Consider the following 15253-nt stretch of genomic DNA (forward strand, 5'->3'; position numbering starts at 1 on the left):
TTTTTTGTCAGCGATGCCGTGAGCGCACGCTTACTGGGGCTGGGCCACGGTCACGAGGGCCGGGCGCAGGATGCGGTCGGCAATCAGGTAGCCCTTTTGCAGCACCGACACCACGGTGTTGGCTTCCTGCTGGGCAGGCACCATGCTGATGGCCTGGTGCAGGTTGGGGTCGAATTTCTCGCCGGCTGCCGGGTTGATGGTCACGACCTTGTTGCGCTCCAGGGCCGACGTCAGCTGGCGCAGCGTCGCGTCGGCGCCTTCGCGCAGCTGCTCCGGCGTGGCCTGCTGGATGGCCAGTGCGGCATCCAGGCTGTCGCAGACGGGCAGCAGGCTTTCGGCAAAGCTCTCGATGCTGAACTTGCGGGCCTTGGAGACTTCGTCTTCCGCGCGGCGGCGCACATTCTCTGCCTCGGCCTTGGCGCGCAGGAACTGGTCGGCCAGCTCGGCGCTCTTGGCCTTGAGTTCGGCCAGCTCGGCCTGCAGGCGCTGCAGCTCGTCTGCGGCGTTGGCCGCCATGGCGGCTTCGATTTCTTCCGGGGCTGCGTCTTGAAAGGGGTTGGAGTTTTGTTCGGACATGGATGGAGACTTCAGCTACAAAACAAAAAGATCGCCGCGCTGGAGGCCAGGCTTGGCGATTGCACGATCTTGAATCGAGATGCGAGCGGACCGGTGTATTTTCAAGGGCTTTGTGCCTGTGCATGCGCACTGCAGGTGCACACGGTGGGGGCAAAAGCCGGGCGAAGGGGCAAAAGCCCCACACGAATCCGGGGTCTCGGGCAGTGCGGAGTGTACAGATGGAAGAGGGCTGCGCTAGAATCCAATGCTTTGCCTTGCCGCACCGCTACAAGACGCAGTGGGCGGCGTTTTCCCAAAAGGAGTCGATATGCGTCATTACGAAATCGTTTTGTTGATCCACCCGGATCAGAGCGAGCAGGTTCCCGCCATGCTGGAACGCTACAAGGGCATGATCACCGCTGGCGGTGGCAAGGTCCATCGCGAAGAAGACTGGGGCCGTCGCCAACTGGCTTACATGATCAACAAGCTCGCCAAGGCCCACTACCTGTGCCTGAACATCGAAGCCGACCAGGCTGTGATGGCTGAGCTGGAGCATGCCTTCAAGTTCAACGATGCCGTGCTGCGTCACCTGACGGTTCAGAAGAAGAAGGCCGACACTGCGCCTTCCTCGATGATGAAGACCGTCGAGCGTGAAGAAGCCCGCAAGGCCAGCCAGACCGAACAGGCCTGAGCCCAGCCCTTTCAGAACCTGAAGGAGTGGAGAACCACGTTGCACTGACGGCCGCCATCGCAGAGCTTCAAGCACTGCGCTACACGCCGGCAGGGCTGCCCGCCCTTGAACTGCGACTCGAACACGCGTCGCGGCAAAAGGAAGCAGGAAGCGAACGCAGCGTGACGGCATCTGTCAAGGCGGTGGCCTTTGGCGCGCTGGCTGAAAAGCTGGCCCGCCAGGCGCTCGGCAGCCAGTGGAAGTTCCAAGGCTTCCTGGCAACGCCCCGCAACGGCAAATTGCTGGTTTTCCACATCCAGGACATTCAACAAAACTAATTTTCAAGAGGTCCAGAAATGGCCACGTTCAAGAAATTCAACAAGGACAAGCGCCCCAAGCGCAACACGCAGTCGCTGCTGTTCAAGCGCAAGCGCTTCTGCCGCTTCACCGTCGCCGGCGTCGAAGAAATCGACTACAAGGATGTGGACACCCTGCGTGACTTCATCGGTGAAAACGGCAAGATCGTGCCCGCTCGCCTGACCGGCACGCGCGCCATCTACCAGCGTCAGCTGAACACGGCCATCAAGCGCGCCCGCTTCCTGGCTCTGGTTCCTTACTCTGACCAGCACAAGATCTAAGGAATACAACCATGCAAGTCATTCTGCTCGACAAGGTTGTGAACCTCGGTGGCCTCGGCGACATCGTCAAGGTCAAAGACGGCTACGCCCGCAACTTCCTGATCCCCACGGGCGCTGCCCGTCGTGCCACGGCTTCCGCCAAGGCCGAGTTCGAAGCCAAGCGCGTCGAACTGGAAAAGCAAGCGGCTGAAAAGCTGGCTGCTGCTCAGCAACTGGGCGAAAAGCTCAACGGCGCAAACGTCAAGCTGACCCAGAAGGCTGGCGTTGACGGCCGCCTGTTCGGCTCGGTGACCAACGCCGACATCGCCGAAGAACTGACCAAGGCCGGCTTTGCCGTCGCCAAGTCGCAAGTTCGCCTGGTCAACGGTCCCATCAAGACCGTGGGCGACGCCACCGTGGTCGTGGCACTGCACACCGACGTCAGCGTCGAAGTGACGGTGTCGGTCTACGGCGACCACTCCTGATCCGGGGCTTGTCCCGTATCACCAAAAAGCCGCCTTAGGGCGGCTTTTTGCTTTGCCGTGCCAGGGTGATGACGCCGGGTGGCGCGGCCTTTTGCCAGCCGCTACGATGGCGGGCTCATCTCCAGGAATTCCATGTCGTCCGTAATGCCCCCGCTCGATCTCGATGATGCGTTCGCACCGCTGCCTGCTGGCGACCAGCAGGTGGCCCAGTTGCGCGTGCCGCCGCATTCGATGGAGTCCGAGTCCAGCGTTCTAGGGGGGCTGCTGCTGGACAACAACGCCTGGGAGCGTGTTGGTGATCTGCTGGTGGATGGTGATTTCTACCGCCATGAGCACAAGCTGATCTACGAGGCCATCGGCAAGCTGATCAACGGCAGCAAGCCGGCCGACGTGATCACGGTCTACGAGCATTTGCAGAGCATGGGCAAGGCCGAGGAAATCGGCGGCCTGCTGTACCTGAACCAGCTGGCGCAGTACGTGCCCAGCGCCACCAACATCCGGCGCTATGCGGAGATCGTGCGGGAGCGCTCCATCCTGCGCAAACTGGTGACTGCCAGCGACGACATCGCCACCAATGCATTCAATCCGCAGGGCAAGACGGTCGATCGCATTCTGGACGAGGCCGAGCAGAAGATCCTGGCCATCGGCGAGGAGGGTGCGCGCAACAAGCAGGGCTTCCAGTCGCTCGACACGCTGGTGGTGGACCTGCTGGACCGTGTTCAGGAGATGGCCGACAACCCCATGGACGTGACCGGCGTGCCCACGGGTTTCGTCGATCTGGACCGCATGACCAGCGGCCTGCAGGCCGGTGACCTGGTGGTGCTGGCTGCCCGTCCCTCGATGGGCAAGACTTCGTTTGCGGTGAATATCGCCGAGCATGTGGCGCTCAACGAGGGCCTGCCGGTCGCCATTTTCTCCATGGAAATGGGCGCGGCCCAGCTGGCGGTTCGTATCGTCGGCTCCATCGGCCGCGTCAACCAGGGCAATCTGCGCACGGGCAAGCTCAACGACGACGAGTGGCCGCGCCTGACGGAAGCCATCGAGCGGCTGCGCACGGTGTCCCTGCACATCGACGAGACACCGGGCCTGTCCCCCACGGAACTGCGCGCCAATGCGCGGCGCCTGGCGCGCACCTGCGGCAAGCTGGGCCTGATCGTGGTGGACTATTTGCAACTGATGAGCGGCTCGGGCTCGGCCGCCAGTTCCGACAACCGTGCGACCGAGCTGGGCGAGATTTCGCGGGGCTTGAAAATGCTGGCCAAGGAACTGCAGTGCCCGGTGATTGCCCTGTCACAGCTCAACCGCTCGGTGGAGCAGCGCACCGACAAGCGTCCCATGATGTCCGACCTGCGCGAATCGGGTGCCATCGAGCAGGATGCCGACATCATCATGTTCATCTACCGTGATGACTACTACAACAAGGACAGCAAGGAGCCGAACATTGCCGAAGTCATCATCGGCAAGCAGCGTAACGGTCCCACGGGAACGGTGAAGGTGTTCTTCCAGAAAAACCAGACGCGCTTCGAGAACCTGGCCGTGGGCTACGGTGGCGGCGACGAGTACTGACCGGGATACCCCGGCTTTGTGCCCGCAATGAAAAACGGCCCCGAGGGGCCGTTTGCTTTGGGTGGTTGGCGATCTACATGCGCCAGACCTGGATCAGCAGGCCCGCCACGCAGGCGCCAAGGATGGCGCATGCCCAGGCCAGCCGCTGGGCACCCGTGCGCAGCGCGCCCACGGTGGCCACGATCTGGGCGTTCTGCTCCGCCAGCTTTTCGATCAACTCCAGCGACTGGCGCTGGGATTGTTCCAGTTGCACGATGCGTGCGTCCTGGGCCTGGATCAGCTGCAGCGCCTGTTCGCCAGCCGAGCGCGGCGGTGCCAGCGGCTCGACGGCCGCAGGATGCTGTGCATCGAGCTCCTGCGCAGCGTCCTTCTTGCGCAGCAGGTTCTTGGCGGCCTTGACGACCTGGGGCGTGGCCTCGATGACATCGCCCCAGGGCACCAGCTTCAACGCGGTGATCCAGCTGATCGCCATGGCTTAGAGCACCTCGCTGGCGAAGTCTGCCAGGCGCGAACGCTCGCCGCGCGCCAGCGTGATGTGGCCGCTGTGTGGCCAGCCCTTGAAGCGGTCCACCGCGTAGGTCAGGCCCGAGGAGCCTTCGGTCAGGTAGGGCGTATCGATCTGCGCCAGATTGCCCATGCAGATGATCTTGGTACCGGGGCCGGCGCGCGTGATCAGGGTCTTCATCTGCTTGGGCGTCAGGTTCTGGGCCTCGTCGATGATGACGTACTTGTTCAGGAAGGTGCGGCCGCGCATGAAGTTCATGCTCTTGATCTTGATGCGGCTGCGGATCAGCTCATTGGTGGCTGCGCGGCCCCATTCGCCGGCATTGCCGCCATCGCCCTTGGCCAGGAATTCGAGGTTGTCGTCGAGGGCGCCCATCCAGGGGCCCATCTTCTCTTCCTCGGTGCCGGGCAGGAAGCCGATGTCCTCACCCACGCTCACCGTGGCGCGCGTCATGATGATCTCGGTGTAGCGGCGGTCGTCCAGCACCTGGGACAGGCCGGCAGCCAGGGCCAGCAGGGTCTTGCCGGTGCCGGCCGTGCCGGTCAGCGTGACCAGATCGATGTCCGGGTTCATCAGCAGGTTCATCGCGAAGTTCTGTTCGCGGTTGCGCGCCGTGACGCCCCAAACGGCGTACTTGGGATTGCCGAAGTCCTTGAGCGTCTTGAGCACGGCCGTCTTGTCGCGGATCTCGGTCACGCGCATGAACAGGCTGGGCTCGCCCGGTGCCTCGTGGTAGACGAACTGATTGATCATCAGCTGGTCGACGATGGCGCCGCTGATGCGGTAGTAGGTGATGGCGCCTTCCTGCCAGCTCTCGACGTTCTTGCCCGCCTTGGCCCAGAAGTCCTGGGGCAGGGCCAGGGCGCCTGCATACAGCAGATCGCCGTCGTCCAGAACCTTGTCGTTCTGGTAGTCCTCGGCCGCCAGGCCCAGCGCGCGTGCCTTGACGCGCATGTTGATGTCCTTGGACACCAGCACGACTTCGCGCTCGCTGAACTTCTTGCGCAGCGCGGCGACCACGCCCAGGATCTGGTTGTCCGCCTTGCCCTGGGGCAGGCTGTCGGGCAGCGAGGTCTCCAGCGGTTCCGTCTGGAAATACAGCATTCCCGTGGCGCTGCGCTGGCCCGTGGCATTCAGCGGCAGGCCCTTGTCCAGCGTTTCGGAGGGCTGGGAGGCGACCAGCGAATCCAGCGTGCGGCTGACCTGGCGGCCGTTGCGCGCCACTTCGGTCATGCCCTTCTTGTGGCCGTCGAGTTCTTCCAGCACCACCATGGGCAGGAAGATGTCGTGTTCCTCGAAGCGGAACAGGCTGGTCGGGTCGTGCAGCAGCACGTTGGTGTCGAGCACGAACAGCGTCTTCGGTCCTGTGCGCGTGCGGCGCGGGCGAACCGGCGCTGCCAGCAGTGCTGCCGGCTTGGCTTCTGTGGAGGATCTGTTGGCCGAGCGGGCGCTGGACGGCGCTGCCGTTGCGTTGGAATTGTCGGTTGCGCGGCGCTGCCGATTGGCCGGGGCTGCAGTCGCGGGCGCAGGAGCCGGTGCCGGTGCCGGTGCTGCGGGCTTGGTATTGCGGCCGCGCGCCGGTGCGGGCTTTGCGGCTGTGGCGGTGTTGTTGGAGGCGGCGGCCGGGGCCGGCTTGCGCTTGCGCGTCGCGGCGGCAGCTACGGCCTCGGCTGCATCGGGAAGATCGTCAGCGGGCAGGGGGTCTGCGTGCTGGGCACCGCGCACGGGAAGAAAGGCTTCGGGGGAGAGCTTGGCGGCACGGCGGCCGGGTGCGGGGGGCAGGGGCATAGTGGACGAACCGTTCCTCAACAGGGATCAAAAAGCACAAAGCCGCCTGGAAACCGAGGCGGCTTTGGTGGAGTGACAGGGAAAAGCGTCTTTGCTAAGAGGCATCGTCCCATTATGCATAGGCTGATGGCCTGAATATGTCGGCCGACGCTTTGTCGCCTGTCAGATTGTCGCTATCAGGCGGCCTGCTTCAGTGCCTTCAGGGTCTTGACAGCCTTGAGCACCTCGTCAACGTGGCCGGGGACCTTCAGGCCGCGCCATTCCTGCACCAGCAGGCCATCGGTGCCCACCAGGAAGGTGGAACGCTCGATGCCCTTCACCTTCTTGCCGTACATGATCTTGTTCTTGACCACGCCGAACATGTGGCACATCTTCTCTTCCGTATCGGCGATGAGCTCGAACGGCAGTTCCAGCTTTTCCTTGAAGTCGTCGTGCGACTTCATGTTGTCGCGCGAGACGCCAAACACGGTGGCACCAGCTTTCACGAAGTCCTTGTACTTGTCGCGGAACTGCATGGCTTCAGTGGTGCAGCCAGGCGTATTGTCCTTTGGGTAGAAATACAGGATCAGAATCTGGCCCGTGTGGGAGGTGTTGGTCACCTTGATCCCGCCGGTAGCGTTGGCTTCAAATTCGGGAAGGGGTTTGTTGACAACGATCGCCATGCGCTTATATCTCTCGGGTGTAGTCGTTGAAATGCCGAGGGCCGTGTTTGTGTTTTTGCTTTTATCGGAAATGCCCCCAACCGCAACCTGCAATTTTACCCTGAAAACGGGATTTCACCCAATCAGGGGGGCAGGAGTCTACTCCAAGAGTAGGGCCGCGACGACGTTACGGCCTTCGCTGGCAAGGATGTTGTAGGTGCGACACGCGGCCTGCGTGTCCATGCTTTCCAGGCCTATGCGCCGGGCCATGAGGGGGCGCAGCCAGGCCGCCGGCGGGAAGCGGTTGCGCTGGCCGCTGCCCAGGATGATGACCTCGGCATCCAGTTGGGACAGCGCCTCGAAATGCTCGGGCGTCAGGTCCTCGAAGCGGACGCAGTCCCAGGCCTGGCGCAGGCCCTTGGCGCCTACCAGCAGGCTGTGCTCGAATTTTTCCCTGTCCACGGCGACCCAGCCGGGGCCATAGCCCGTGATGCTCTGTGCTTCGGATTTGTCGGCGTGGAATTTCATGGATGAGGGTGGCGCGGTCTGCGCGAAGGGGGTGGCCGCCACATGGCCGGGGCCAGGGCGATGCTGCATTGCGGAACTGTGGTCAAATTATAGGTTTCACCAGGGTGCATGGGGCACTTTGGCGTGCATGAAGGCCGCAAGCCCGCGCCGGCCACTTTCATATTCTCAGCATGAAAACCGTTCTCAAATCCGCAAAACTAGCCAACGTCTGTTATGACATCCGCGGGCCCATCATGGACGCGGCGAAGAAGATGGAAGAGGACGGGCAGAAGATCATCAAGCTCAATATCGGCAACCTGGCCGTGTTCGGCTTCGATGCCCCCGAGGAAGTGCAGCAGGACATGATCCGCAACCTGCCCAATTCGGCAGGCTACTCGGACAGCAAGGGCATCTTCGCAGCGCGCAAGGCCGTGATGCACGAGACCCAGCGCCAGGGCATCCTGGGCGTGACACTGGACGATATCTACCTGGGCAATGGCGCATCCGAGCTGATCAGCCTGGCCACGAACGCGCTGCTGGACGACGGCGACGAGATGCTGCTGCCGGCGCCCGACTATCCGCTGTGGACCGCCGTCACCAGTCTGTCGGGCGGCACGCCCGTGCACTACATGTGTGACGAGTCCAACGGCTGGATGCCCGACCTGGAAGATATCCGCGCCAAGATCACGCCGCGCACCAAGGGCATCGTCGTCATCAATCCCAACAACCCGACGGGCGCCCTGTACAGCAAGCAGCTGCTGCAAAGCATCGTGACGCTGGCCCGCGAGCATGGGCTGGTGATCTTTGCCGACGAGGTCTATGACAAGGTGCTGTACGACGATGTCGTGCACACGCCGCTCGCCAGCCTGTCCACCGATGTGCTGACGCTGACCTTCAACTCGCTGTCCAAGGCCTATCGCAGCTGCGGCTACCGCGCCGGCTGGATGGTGGTCTCGGGCGACAAGAAGGCGGCCCGGGACTATATCGAGGGCCTGAACATGCTCTCCAACATGCGCCTGTGCGCCAATGTGCCCGGCCAATGGGCCGTGCAGACGGCGCTGGGCGGCCACCAGAGCATCGACGAGCTGGTGCAGGAGGGCGGCCGGCTGCGCGTGCAGCGCGATCTGGCCCACAAGCTGATCACCGAAATCCCCGGCGTGAGCTGCGTCAAGCCGCAAGCCGCGCTGTATATGTTCCCGCGCCTGGACCCCGAGATCTACCCGATCAAGGATGACCAGGCGTTCTTCCTGGAAGTGCTGCAAGAGACCAAGGTCATGCTGGTGCAGGGAACAGGCTTCAACTGGCCGCACCCCGACCATTTCCGCATCGTCTTCCTGCCGCACGACACCGACCTGCGCGAGGCCATCCGCCGTCTCGCAGTGTTCCTCGAGAAATACCGCAAGCGCCACGGCACGGACCGCGGCTGAGCTGTGCGGGCCGGTGGAGGAGAGGGCCTTCCGCCGGCCATTGCTTTTTACCGGCTGCCGGCGCGCACCCTCTGGGCGCCGCAGCGTTTTTTGACTGGCAAGTAGTTTATGAAACCGATCCAAGTAGGCCTTCTGGGCATTGGCACCGTGGGCAGCGGCACCTTCAACGTGCTGCAGCGCAATCAGGAAGAGATCCGCCGCCGTGCGGGCCGCGGTATTGAGATTGCCATGGTGGCCGACCTGGATACGGAACGCGCCCGCTCCGTCGTGGGCGACACGGCCAAGGTGGTCGGCGATGCGCGCGAGATCATCGCCAACCCCGAGATCGACGTGGTGATCGAGCTGATCGGCGGCTACGGCATTGCCAAGGCCCTGGTGCTGGAAGCCATTGCCGCCGGCAAGCATGTGGTCACGGCCAACAAGGCCCTGCTGGCCGTGCATGGCAGCGAAATCTTCAAGGCCGCCGCCGAGAAGGGCGTGATGGTGGCCTACGAAGCGGCCGTGGCCGGTGGCATTCCCATCATCAAGGCGCTGCGCGAAGGCCTGACGGCCAACCAGATCCAGTGGGTGGCCGGCATCATCAACGGCACGACCAACTTCATCCTGTCCGAAATGCGCGACAAGGGCCTGGACTTCGACGTGGTGCTCAAGGAAGCCCAGCGCCTGGGCTATGCCGAAGCCGATCCGACCTTCGACATCGAAGGCGTGGACGCCGCCCACAAGGTCACGCTGATGAGCGCCATCGCCTTCGGCATTCCCGTGCAGTTCGACAAGGCGCATGTGGAAGGCATCACCAAGCTGTCTGCGGCCGACATCAAGTACGCCGAGCAACTGGGCTACCGCATCAAGCTGCTGGGCATCACCAAGCGCACGGACAAGGGCATCGAGCTGCGCGTGCACCCCAGCCTGGTGCCGACCAAGCGCCTGATCGCGAACGTGGAAGGCGCGATGAACGCCGTCGTCGTCCATGGCGATGCCGTGGGCACCACGCTGTACTACGGCAAGGGCGCGGGCTCCGAGCCCACGGCCAGCGCCGTGATCGCCGACCTGGTGGACATCGCCCGCCTGCACACGGCCGATCCCGAGCACCGCGTGCCCCCGCTGGCCTTCCAGTCGAACACGCTGGTCGCCGCAGGTGGCGAGCTGCCCGTGCTGCCCATGAGCGAGGTGGTCACCAGCTACTACCTGCGCATCCGCGTGGCTGACGAAGCCGGTGTGCTGGCCAAGATCACCAGCATCCTCGCGGGCATGGGCATCAGCATCGACGCCCTGCTGCAGCGGGAGGCCGGCGAAGTGAGCGGCGACAGCGAAGGCAGCCAGGGCGTGCCGCAGACCGACCTGATCATCCTGACCCATGCCACGCGCGAAGGCGACATGGACACGGCCCTGGCCCAGATCCAGCAACTGCCCACGGTGCTGGCCCCTATCAACCGCATCCGCAAGGAAGAGTTGAACTAAGACACCCCCTGAGCGGCTGCGCCGCTTCCCCCTCTCTCGCACGCGGGAGGGGGACGACGCCCTCGCTGCGGGGCGGCCCTTGCTCGGCATCCCTGGCATCGGCCGCGCCCCGTCTCACAGAATACTGACGAGGAAGCGACATGCTTTATCTTTCCACGCGCGGCCACGCGGACCGCAAGCGCTTTTGCGACATCCTGCTCGAGGGCCTGGCGCCCGATGGTGGGCTGTACCTGCCCGAGCACTATCCGCAGATCGATGCCGCCCGCCTGGGCGAACTGCGCAGCATCTACAAGGAGCAGGGCTACGCTGCCCTGGCCTTCGAGATCCTGAGCCTGTACATCGACGACATCCCGGCCGAGGACCTGCGCGCCCTGTGCGCCAAGACCTATACGCAGCAGGTGTTCGGCACGGCCGAGATCACGCCGCTGCGCCAGCTGGAAGACGGCCTGTGGCTTGAAGCCCTGTCCAACGGCCCCACGCTGGCCTTCAAGGACATGGCCATGCAGCTGCTGGGCAACCTGTTCGAGTACGAGCTGGGCCGCCGTGGCGAGGAACTGAACATCCTGGGTGCCACCAGTGGTGACACCGGCAGCGCGGCCGAGTACGCCATGCGCGGCAAAAAGGGCGTGCGCGTGTTCATGACCAGCCCGCGCGGCCGCATGAGCCCCTTCCAGCAGGCCCAGATGTTCAGCCTGCAGGATGCCAACATCCACAACATCGCCATCGAAGGCGTGTTCGACGACTGCCAGGACATCGTCAAGGCCGTCTCCAACGACCACGCCTTCAAGGCGAAGTACAAGATCGGCACGGTCAACTCGATCAACTGGGCCCGCCTGCTGGCCCAGGTCGTCTACTACTTCGCCGGCTACCTGCAGGCCACGCAGAGCAATGACCAGAAGGTCAGCTTCACGGTGCCCAGCGGCAACTTCGGCAACATCTGCGCCGGCCACGTGGCGCGCCAGATGGGCCTGCCGATAGCGCGCCTGGTGGTGGCAACCAACGAGAACGATGTGCTCGACGAGTTCTTCCGCACGGGCGCCTACGTGGTGCGCGGCAGCGAACATACCTACGAGACTTCAAGCCCCTCGATGGATATCTCCAAGGCCAGCAACTTCGAACGCTTCGTGTTCGACCTGCTGGGCCGCGATGGCCAGGCCACGCGCGAATTGTTCGCCGAGGGCGTGGCACGCCAGGGCCGCTTCGACCTGGGCGGCAACCCGCTGTTCCAGGAAGCTGCTGCCCGCTACGGCTTTGTCAGCGGCAAGAGCACGCATGCCGACCGCCTGGCCGCCATCCGCGATACCTTCGAGCGCTTCGGCACCATGATCGACACGCACACGGCCGACGGCGTCAAGGTGGCGCGCGAGCAGCTGCAGGCCGGCGTGCCCATGATCGTGCTGGAGACGGCACTGCCCATCAAGTTCGCCGCCACCATCGAGGAGGCGCTGGGCCGCCTGCCCGATCGCCCGGCCAAGTTCGAAGGCATCGAGGACCTGCCCAAGCGCGTGACCGACTTACCGGCCGACGCCGAGCAGGTCAAGGCCTATATCGCCCGGCATTGCGACTGATGCCGCAGCCGGGCTGCCCAAAGGTCCGCAGCAGGAGTGCATGGCGATGAAGGTCATAGGCTTCGCCGGCTACTCTGGCTCGGGCAAGACCAGCCTGGTGGAGCCCCTGATCACGCTGATGCGTGCGCAGGGGCTCAGCGTTTCGGTGGTCAAGCATGCCCACCACCATTTCGATGTCGATCACGAGGGCAAGGACAGCTGGCGCCACCGCAAGGCGGGCGCCTATGAAGTGGTGCTGGCCTCGGATCGCCGTCTGGCGCTGATGCGCGAATTCCCCCGTCCCACGGAGCTGTCGGTGCACGACATGCTGGCCGAACTCGATTCGCGCGTGGATTGGGTGCTGGTCGAAGGCTTCAAGCACGCCGACCTGCCCAAGATAGAGATCTGGCGCGACCAGCCCGAGCGCGCCAGCGCCGGCAAGACCCAGGCGCCCCTGTATCCGCACGACCCCCATGTGCTGGCCATTGCCACCGACGCACCGCAGCGCCTGCCAGAGCCGCCGCGCCAGCCCGTGCTCGATCTCAATGCGCCAGGGCAGATACTGCAATGGCTGCTGGAGCATGCGCAGCAACTGCGCTACCGTGCCCCAGGCCTCCCTCGAAATTAGGAAAACACCATGCGAGCCCCGCTCAAGCCCCTTGACGAAGCGCTGGCCGAATTGCTGGCCCAGGCACTGCCGCTGGCCGGCGATGACACCGTGGACAGCTTCGATGCCGATGGCCGTGTGCTGCTGGCCGATGCCGTCTCTCCGCTGCAAGTGCCGCCCCAGGACAACAGCGCCATGGACGGCTACGCCGTGCGCAGCGCCGAATGCACCCAGGGCAATGCCGAGCTGCCCGTCTCGCAGCGCATCCCCGCAGGCGCCATGGGCCAGCCGCTGGCCGTGGGCACGGTGGCGCGCATCTTCACGGGCGCTCCGGTGCCCGAAGGTGCCGATGCCATCGTCATGCAGGAAGACTGCGAAGTCCTGGAAGACGGTCGCGTGCGCATCAAGGCGCGGCCCGAGGCCGGGCAATGGATACGCCGCTCTGGCGAAGACATCCGGCGCGGCGCCACCGTCATCGCGGCCGGCACGCGCCTGTCGCCGGCCGAGCTGGGCCTGGCCGCCAGCATCGGCCTGGCCTCTTTGCGCGTGGCACGCAAGCCGCGCGTGGCCCTGTTCTCCACAGGCGACGAGCTGGTCATGCCGGGCACCGTGGCGCCCGAGCAGATGCCGCCCGGCAGCATCTACAACAGCAACCGATTCTTCCTTCGCGCCCTGCTGCAGCGCATGGGCTGCGAGGTCACCGACTTCGGCATCGTCCCCGACCGGCGCGAAGCCACTGTGGATGCTTTGCGCGAGGCGGCCCGCGCGCATGACCTGATCCTGACCAGCGGCGGGGTGTCTGTCGGCGAGGAAGACCATGTCAAGCCCGCCGTGCAGGCGCTGGGCCAGCTCGACCTCTGGCAGATCGCCGTCAAGCCCGGCAAGCCCTTCGCCTATGGCCGCGTGAACCGCGATGGCGAAGGCTTTGCCCACTTCATCGGCCTGCCCGGCAATCCGGTCTCCAGCTTCGTCACCTTCCTTTTGCTGGTACGCCCCTTCGTGCTGCGCCTGCAGGGCGTGCAGCAGGCGCTGCCGCGCTCGGTCGAGGTGCGCGCCGACTTCCATTGGCCGCGCGGGGACAAGCGCCGCGAATTCCTGCGCGTGCGCTACAACGACAGCGGCGGGCTGGAGCTGTTCCGCAACCAGAGTTCGGGCGTGCTGACCTCGGCGGCCTGGGGCGATGGCGTGGTGGACAACCCGCCGGGGCAGGCCATTGCGCCGGGCGACCGGGTGCGCTTCATCGCCTTTTCGGAGCTGCTGTCATGAGCCAGACCGTCCCCATCGCCATCACCATCACCGTGCGCTATTTCGCCTCCATCCGCGAAGCCCTGGGCACGGGCAGCGAAACCCTGTCCACCGAGGTTGCCACCGTGGGCGCGCTGCGTGAGGAACTGATTGCGCGTGGCGGTGCAGCCGCCGAAGCGCTGGCCCCTGGCAAGGCCGTGCGCATGGCGCTGAACCAGGTCCTGTGCGATGCCGGGGCCGCCATTCGCCAGGGGGACGAGGTGGCTTTCTTTCCTCCCGTGACCGGAGGTTGATCCAAATGACCACCGACAAGCCCGTGGACCAAGCCATCAGCGCGCGCACGCGCAAGGCCCTGTCCGAAGCCAAGGCGCGCGGCGTGCAACTGGGCCGCGCAGGCTCAGACAACCTGCGCGCCACCGTGGAAAAGCGCAAATCCACGGCCGATGCCTTCGCCCAGCAGCATGAGGCGCTGTTCGCCGAACTGCAGGCGCGCGGCCTGACGCACCGCGCCATGGCCGCCGAACTCAATGCCCGCGGCATTGCCGCGGCCCGGGGCGGCGAGTGGACGCACGGTCAGGTGCAACGCATCCTGAACCGCTATGCCGACCTGCGCTCCGCAACACCATCTGCAGACGGCAGCAGCGGCAGCTGAATCCCGGCCAGCCGCTGCGCCAGCGCGGCCGATGCCGGCTGCATGGGCGCCCGCAGCGTTGCCCGCATTCGGCCCTGCTGCGCCAGCAAGGCCTTGATGGGTGCGGGATTGGGCTCGGCAAAGCAGGCGGCGATGTGCGGCTGCAGCGGCTGCCACAGCGCACGGGCAGCGGGCAGGTCGCCACGCTCCAGGCATTGCATCAACGCGACGAAGTGCCGTGTATGCGCGTGCGCGCTGGCAGCAATCGCTCCCGCACCGCCCAGGGCCAGCGTGGAAAAGATCTGCGCGTCTTCGCCAGCCAGCACCTGCAGTTGCCCATCGGCGATCAGCGCCTGGGTCTTGGCGGCATCGCCCCCGCAATCCTTGATGGCCACGATGCGCTCATGTGCGGCCAGCGCACGCAGCGTGGCCAGCTCCAGCACCACGCCGGTGCGGTAGGGAATGTCGTAGACGATGACTGGGTGGGCGCTGCGCTCGGCAATCGCCGTGAACCACTGCAGCAGCCCTGCCTGCGACGGGCGTATGTAATGCGGCGCGGGCACCAGAATGCCGGCCAGCGGCAGGGCGTTCAGTGTTTGAACACGGGCCAGCGCATGCCCCAGGTGGCAGTCCGAAACGCCCATGACCACGGGCATGCCCTGGGCCGCTGAGAGGATGGTGGACAGGGCGGCATCGTGCTCCGCTTCGCTCAGCGCGGCGGCCTCGGCGGTCGAGCCGCAGGCCACGTAGCCGGCGATGCCGGTGGCGTTGTAGTGCTGCACCAGGGCGCGCAGAGCCCCGTGGTCCACCGCCGCCTCATCTCCAGGAAGAAAGGGCGTGACCAGCGGAAGCCACAGCCCCTGGAATCGGGCTTGCGGCGAGGTGGTGGAAGGCAAAGACATGGAAGATCCCTTCGGTTGATTCAAACAATGAACGACCGGACGCAGCCACCGGCCAGACCGAGGGCGGAAAGGCAGGCGCCTGAAGGGATGCGGGAAGGGGAG

The 15253-nt window shown here is 64.9% G+C and carries 18 protein-coding genes; 12 read left to right on the forward strand and 6 right to left on the reverse strand.

Annotated elements, in window-relative coordinates; translation table 11 throughout:
* Positions 1 to 30 precede the first annotated feature (30 nt).
* Entirely contained in the window at positions 31 to 576 is a 546-nt protein-coding gene (grpE, locus tag LGR64_RS04090; protein ID WP_013801022.1) for a nucleotide exchange factor GrpE, read from the reverse strand.
* Positions 577 to 883: 307 nt separating this feature from the next.
* Here grpE and rpsF point away from each other — a divergent pair, with 307 nt between their 5' ends.
* The 5 genes from rpsF (at position 884) to dnaB (ending at position 3893) form a co-directional block, all read left to right on the forward strand.
* Positions 884 to 1246, forward strand: a complete 363-nt coding sequence (rpsF, locus tag LGR64_RS04095) for a 30S ribosomal protein S6 (RefSeq protein ID WP_012207028.1) — start codon at positions 884 to 886, stop codon at positions 1244 to 1246.
* Between the two features lie 26 nt (positions 1247 to 1272).
* Positions 1273 to 1563, forward strand: coding sequence for a primosomal replication protein N (gene priB, locus LGR64_RS04100; RefSeq protein WP_012207027.1), 291 nt, complete (start codon positions 1273 to 1275; stop codon positions 1561 to 1563).
* Positions 1564 to 1581: 18 nt separating this feature from the next.
* Positions 1582 to 1863 (forward strand): 30S ribosomal protein S18, encoded by a 282-nt coding sequence (gene rpsR / locus LGR64_RS04105; protein ID WP_012207026.1) that lies wholly within the window; start codon positions 1582 to 1584, stop codon positions 1861 to 1863.
* Between the two features lie 11 nt (positions 1864 to 1874).
* On the forward strand, positions 1875 to 2327 hold the full coding sequence (rplI, locus tag LGR64_RS04110) for a 50S ribosomal protein L9 (protein ID WP_013801023.1): 453 nt from the start codon (positions 1875 to 1877) through the stop codon (positions 2325 to 2327).
* 132 nt (positions 2328 to 2459) lie between these two features.
* Positions 2460 to 3893 carry a replicative DNA helicase gene (dnaB, locus tag LGR64_RS04115; protein WP_012207024.1) on the forward strand — a complete coding sequence of 478 codons (1434 nt, stop codon included), beginning with the start codon at positions 2460 to 2462 and terminating at the stop codon, positions 3891 to 3893.
* Between the two features lie 73 nt (positions 3894 to 3966).
* On the opposite strand, the gene LGR64_RS04120 is transcribed toward dnaB, so the two are convergent.
* From LGR64_RS04120 to LGR64_RS04135, 4 genes are all read right to left on the reverse strand, one after another.
* Positions 3967 to 4365: a hypothetical protein gene (locus tag LGR64_RS04120; protein WP_141834179.1), complete on the reverse strand. Its 399-nt coding sequence runs from the start codon at positions 4363 to 4365 to the stop codon at positions 3967 to 3969.
* Positions 4366 to 4368: 3 nt separating this feature from the next.
* Positions 4369 to 6186 (reverse strand): PhoH family protein, encoded by a 1818-nt coding sequence (locus tag LGR64_RS04125; RefSeq protein WP_141834181.1) that lies wholly within the window; start codon positions 6184 to 6186, stop codon positions 4369 to 4371.
* A 176-nt stretch (positions 6187 to 6362) separates the two neighbouring features.
* Positions 6363 to 6848 (reverse strand): peroxiredoxin, encoded by a 486-nt coding sequence (locus tag LGR64_RS04130; protein WP_013801026.1) that lies wholly within the window; start codon positions 6846 to 6848, stop codon positions 6363 to 6365.
* A gap of 138 nt (positions 6849 to 6986) precedes the next feature.
* Positions 6987 to 7355: an Mth938-like domain-containing protein gene (locus tag LGR64_RS04135; protein WP_012207020.1), complete on the reverse strand. Its 369-nt coding sequence runs from the start codon at positions 7353 to 7355 to the stop codon at positions 6987 to 6989.
* A gap of 170 nt (positions 7356 to 7525) precedes the next feature.
* Between LGR64_RS04135 and LGR64_RS04140 the strand changes: the two genes are divergently transcribed.
* The 7 genes from LGR64_RS04140 (at position 7526) to LGR64_RS04170 (ending at position 14270) form a co-directional block, all read left to right on the forward strand.
* Positions 7526 to 8761: a pyridoxal phosphate-dependent aminotransferase gene (locus tag LGR64_RS04140; protein ID WP_141834184.1), complete on the forward strand. Its 1236-nt coding sequence runs from the start codon at positions 7526 to 7528 to the stop codon at positions 8759 to 8761.
* Between the two features lie 108 nt (positions 8762 to 8869).
* Positions 8870 to 10219 carry a homoserine dehydrogenase gene (locus LGR64_RS04145; protein WP_012207018.1) on the forward strand — a complete coding sequence of 450 codons (1350 nt, stop codon included), beginning with the start codon at positions 8870 to 8872 and terminating at the stop codon, positions 10217 to 10219.
* A gap of 140 nt (positions 10220 to 10359) precedes the next feature.
* Complete coding sequence (thrC, locus tag LGR64_RS04150) at positions 10360 to 11787, forward strand: threonine synthase (RefSeq protein WP_230355007.1); 1428 nt, start codon at positions 10360 to 10362, stop codon at positions 11785 to 11787.
* A 46-nt stretch (positions 11788 to 11833) separates the two neighbouring features.
* Complete coding sequence (mobB, locus tag LGR64_RS04155) at positions 11834 to 12394, forward strand: molybdopterin-guanine dinucleotide biosynthesis protein B (RefSeq protein WP_141834773.1); 561 nt, start codon at positions 11834 to 11836, stop codon at positions 12392 to 12394.
* A gap of 9 nt (positions 12395 to 12403) precedes the next feature.
* Positions 12404 to 13639 carry a molybdopterin molybdotransferase MoeA gene (locus tag LGR64_RS04160; protein WP_230355008.1) on the forward strand — a complete coding sequence of 412 codons (1236 nt, stop codon included), beginning with the start codon at positions 12404 to 12406 and terminating at the stop codon, positions 13637 to 13639.
* Positions 13636 to 13911: a molybdopterin converting factor subunit 1 gene (gene moaD, locus LGR64_RS04165; RefSeq protein ID WP_230355009.1), complete on the forward strand. Its 276-nt coding sequence runs from the start codon at positions 13636 to 13638 to the stop codon at positions 13909 to 13911. The genes LGR64_RS04160 and moaD overlap by 4 nt, the downstream gene beginning before the upstream one ends.
* A gap of 5 nt (positions 13912 to 13916) precedes the next feature.
* The gene (locus LGR64_RS04170; protein WP_230355010.1) at positions 13917 to 14270 is read left to right on the forward strand and encodes a recombinase family protein; all 354 of its coding nucleotides are present in this window, start codon (positions 13917 to 13919) and stop codon (positions 14268 to 14270) included.
* Here the strand turns inward: LGR64_RS04170 and dapA are convergent.
* A complete protein-coding gene (gene dapA / locus LGR64_RS04175; RefSeq protein WP_230355011.1) occupies positions 14216 to 15151 on the reverse strand; it encodes a 4-hydroxy-tetrahydrodipicolinate synthase in 936 nt (311 codons plus the stop codon). The genes LGR64_RS04170 and dapA overlap by 55 nt on opposite strands.
* Between the last annotated feature and the right edge of the window lie 102 nt (positions 15152 to 15253).

The sequence above is a fragment of the Delftia sp. Lp-1 genome (genome assembly GCF_020523835.1).
Taxonomy (GTDB): domain Bacteria; phylum Pseudomonadota; class Gammaproteobacteria; order Burkholderiales; family Burkholderiaceae_C; genus Comamonas; species Comamonas acidovorans.

Coding starts and splice junctions, on each gene's coding strand:
- grpE (WP_013801022.1), bottom strand. CDS start 576: ATGTCCGAACAAAACTCCAACCCCTTTCAAGACGCAGCCCCGGAAGAA.
- rpsF (WP_012207028.1), top strand. CDS start 884: ATGCGTCATTACGAAATCGTTTTGTTGATCCACCCGGATCAGAGCGAG.
- rpsR (WP_012207026.1), top strand. CDS start 1,582: ATGGCCACGTTCAAGAAATTCAACAAGGACAAGCGCCCCAAGCGCAAC.
- rplI (WP_013801023.1), top strand. CDS start 1,875: ATGCAAGTCATTCTGCTCGACAAGGTTGTGAACCTCGGTGGCCTCGGC.
- dnaB (WP_012207024.1), top strand. CDS start 2,460: ATGTCGTCCGTAATGCCCCCGCTCGATCTCGATGATGCGTTCGCACCG.
- LGR64_RS04120 (WP_141834179.1), bottom strand. CDS start 4,365: ATGGCGATCAGCTGGATCACCGCGTTGAAGCTGGTGCCCTGGGGCGAT.
- LGR64_RS04125 (WP_141834181.1), bottom strand. CDS start 6,186: ATGCCCCTGCCCCCCGCACCCGGCCGCCGTGCCGCCAAGCTCTCCCCC.
- LGR64_RS04130 (WP_013801026.1), bottom strand. CDS start 6,848: ATGGCGATCGTTGTCAACAAACCCCTTCCCGAATTTGAAGCCAACGCT.
- LGR64_RS04135 (WP_012207020.1), bottom strand. CDS start 7,355: ATGAAATTCCACGCCGACAAATCCGAAGCACAGAGCATCACGGGCTAT.
- LGR64_RS04140 (WP_141834184.1), top strand. CDS start 7,526: ATGAAAACCGTTCTCAAATCCGCAAAACTAGCCAACGTCTGTTATGAC.
- LGR64_RS04145 (WP_012207018.1), top strand. CDS start 8,870: ATGAAACCGATCCAAGTAGGCCTTCTGGGCATTGGCACCGTGGGCAGC.
- thrC (WP_230355007.1), top strand. CDS start 10,360: ATGCTTTATCTTTCCACGCGCGGCCACGCGGACCGCAAGCGCTTTTGC.
- mobB (WP_141834773.1), top strand. CDS start 11,834: ATGAAGGTCATAGGCTTCGCCGGCTACTCTGGCTCGGGCAAGACCAGC.
- LGR64_RS04160 (WP_230355008.1), top strand. CDS start 12,404: ATGCGAGCCCCGCTCAAGCCCCTTGACGAAGCGCTGGCCGAATTGCTG.
- moaD (WP_230355009.1), top strand. CDS start 13,636: ATGAGCCAGACCGTCCCCATCGCCATCACCATCACCGTGCGCTATTTC.
- LGR64_RS04170 (WP_230355010.1), top strand. CDS start 13,917: ATGACCACCGACAAGCCCGTGGACCAAGCCATCAGCGCGCGCACGCGC.
- dapA (WP_230355011.1), bottom strand. CDS start 15,151: ATGTCTTTGCCTTCCACCACCTCGCCGCAAGCCCGATTCCAGGGGCTG.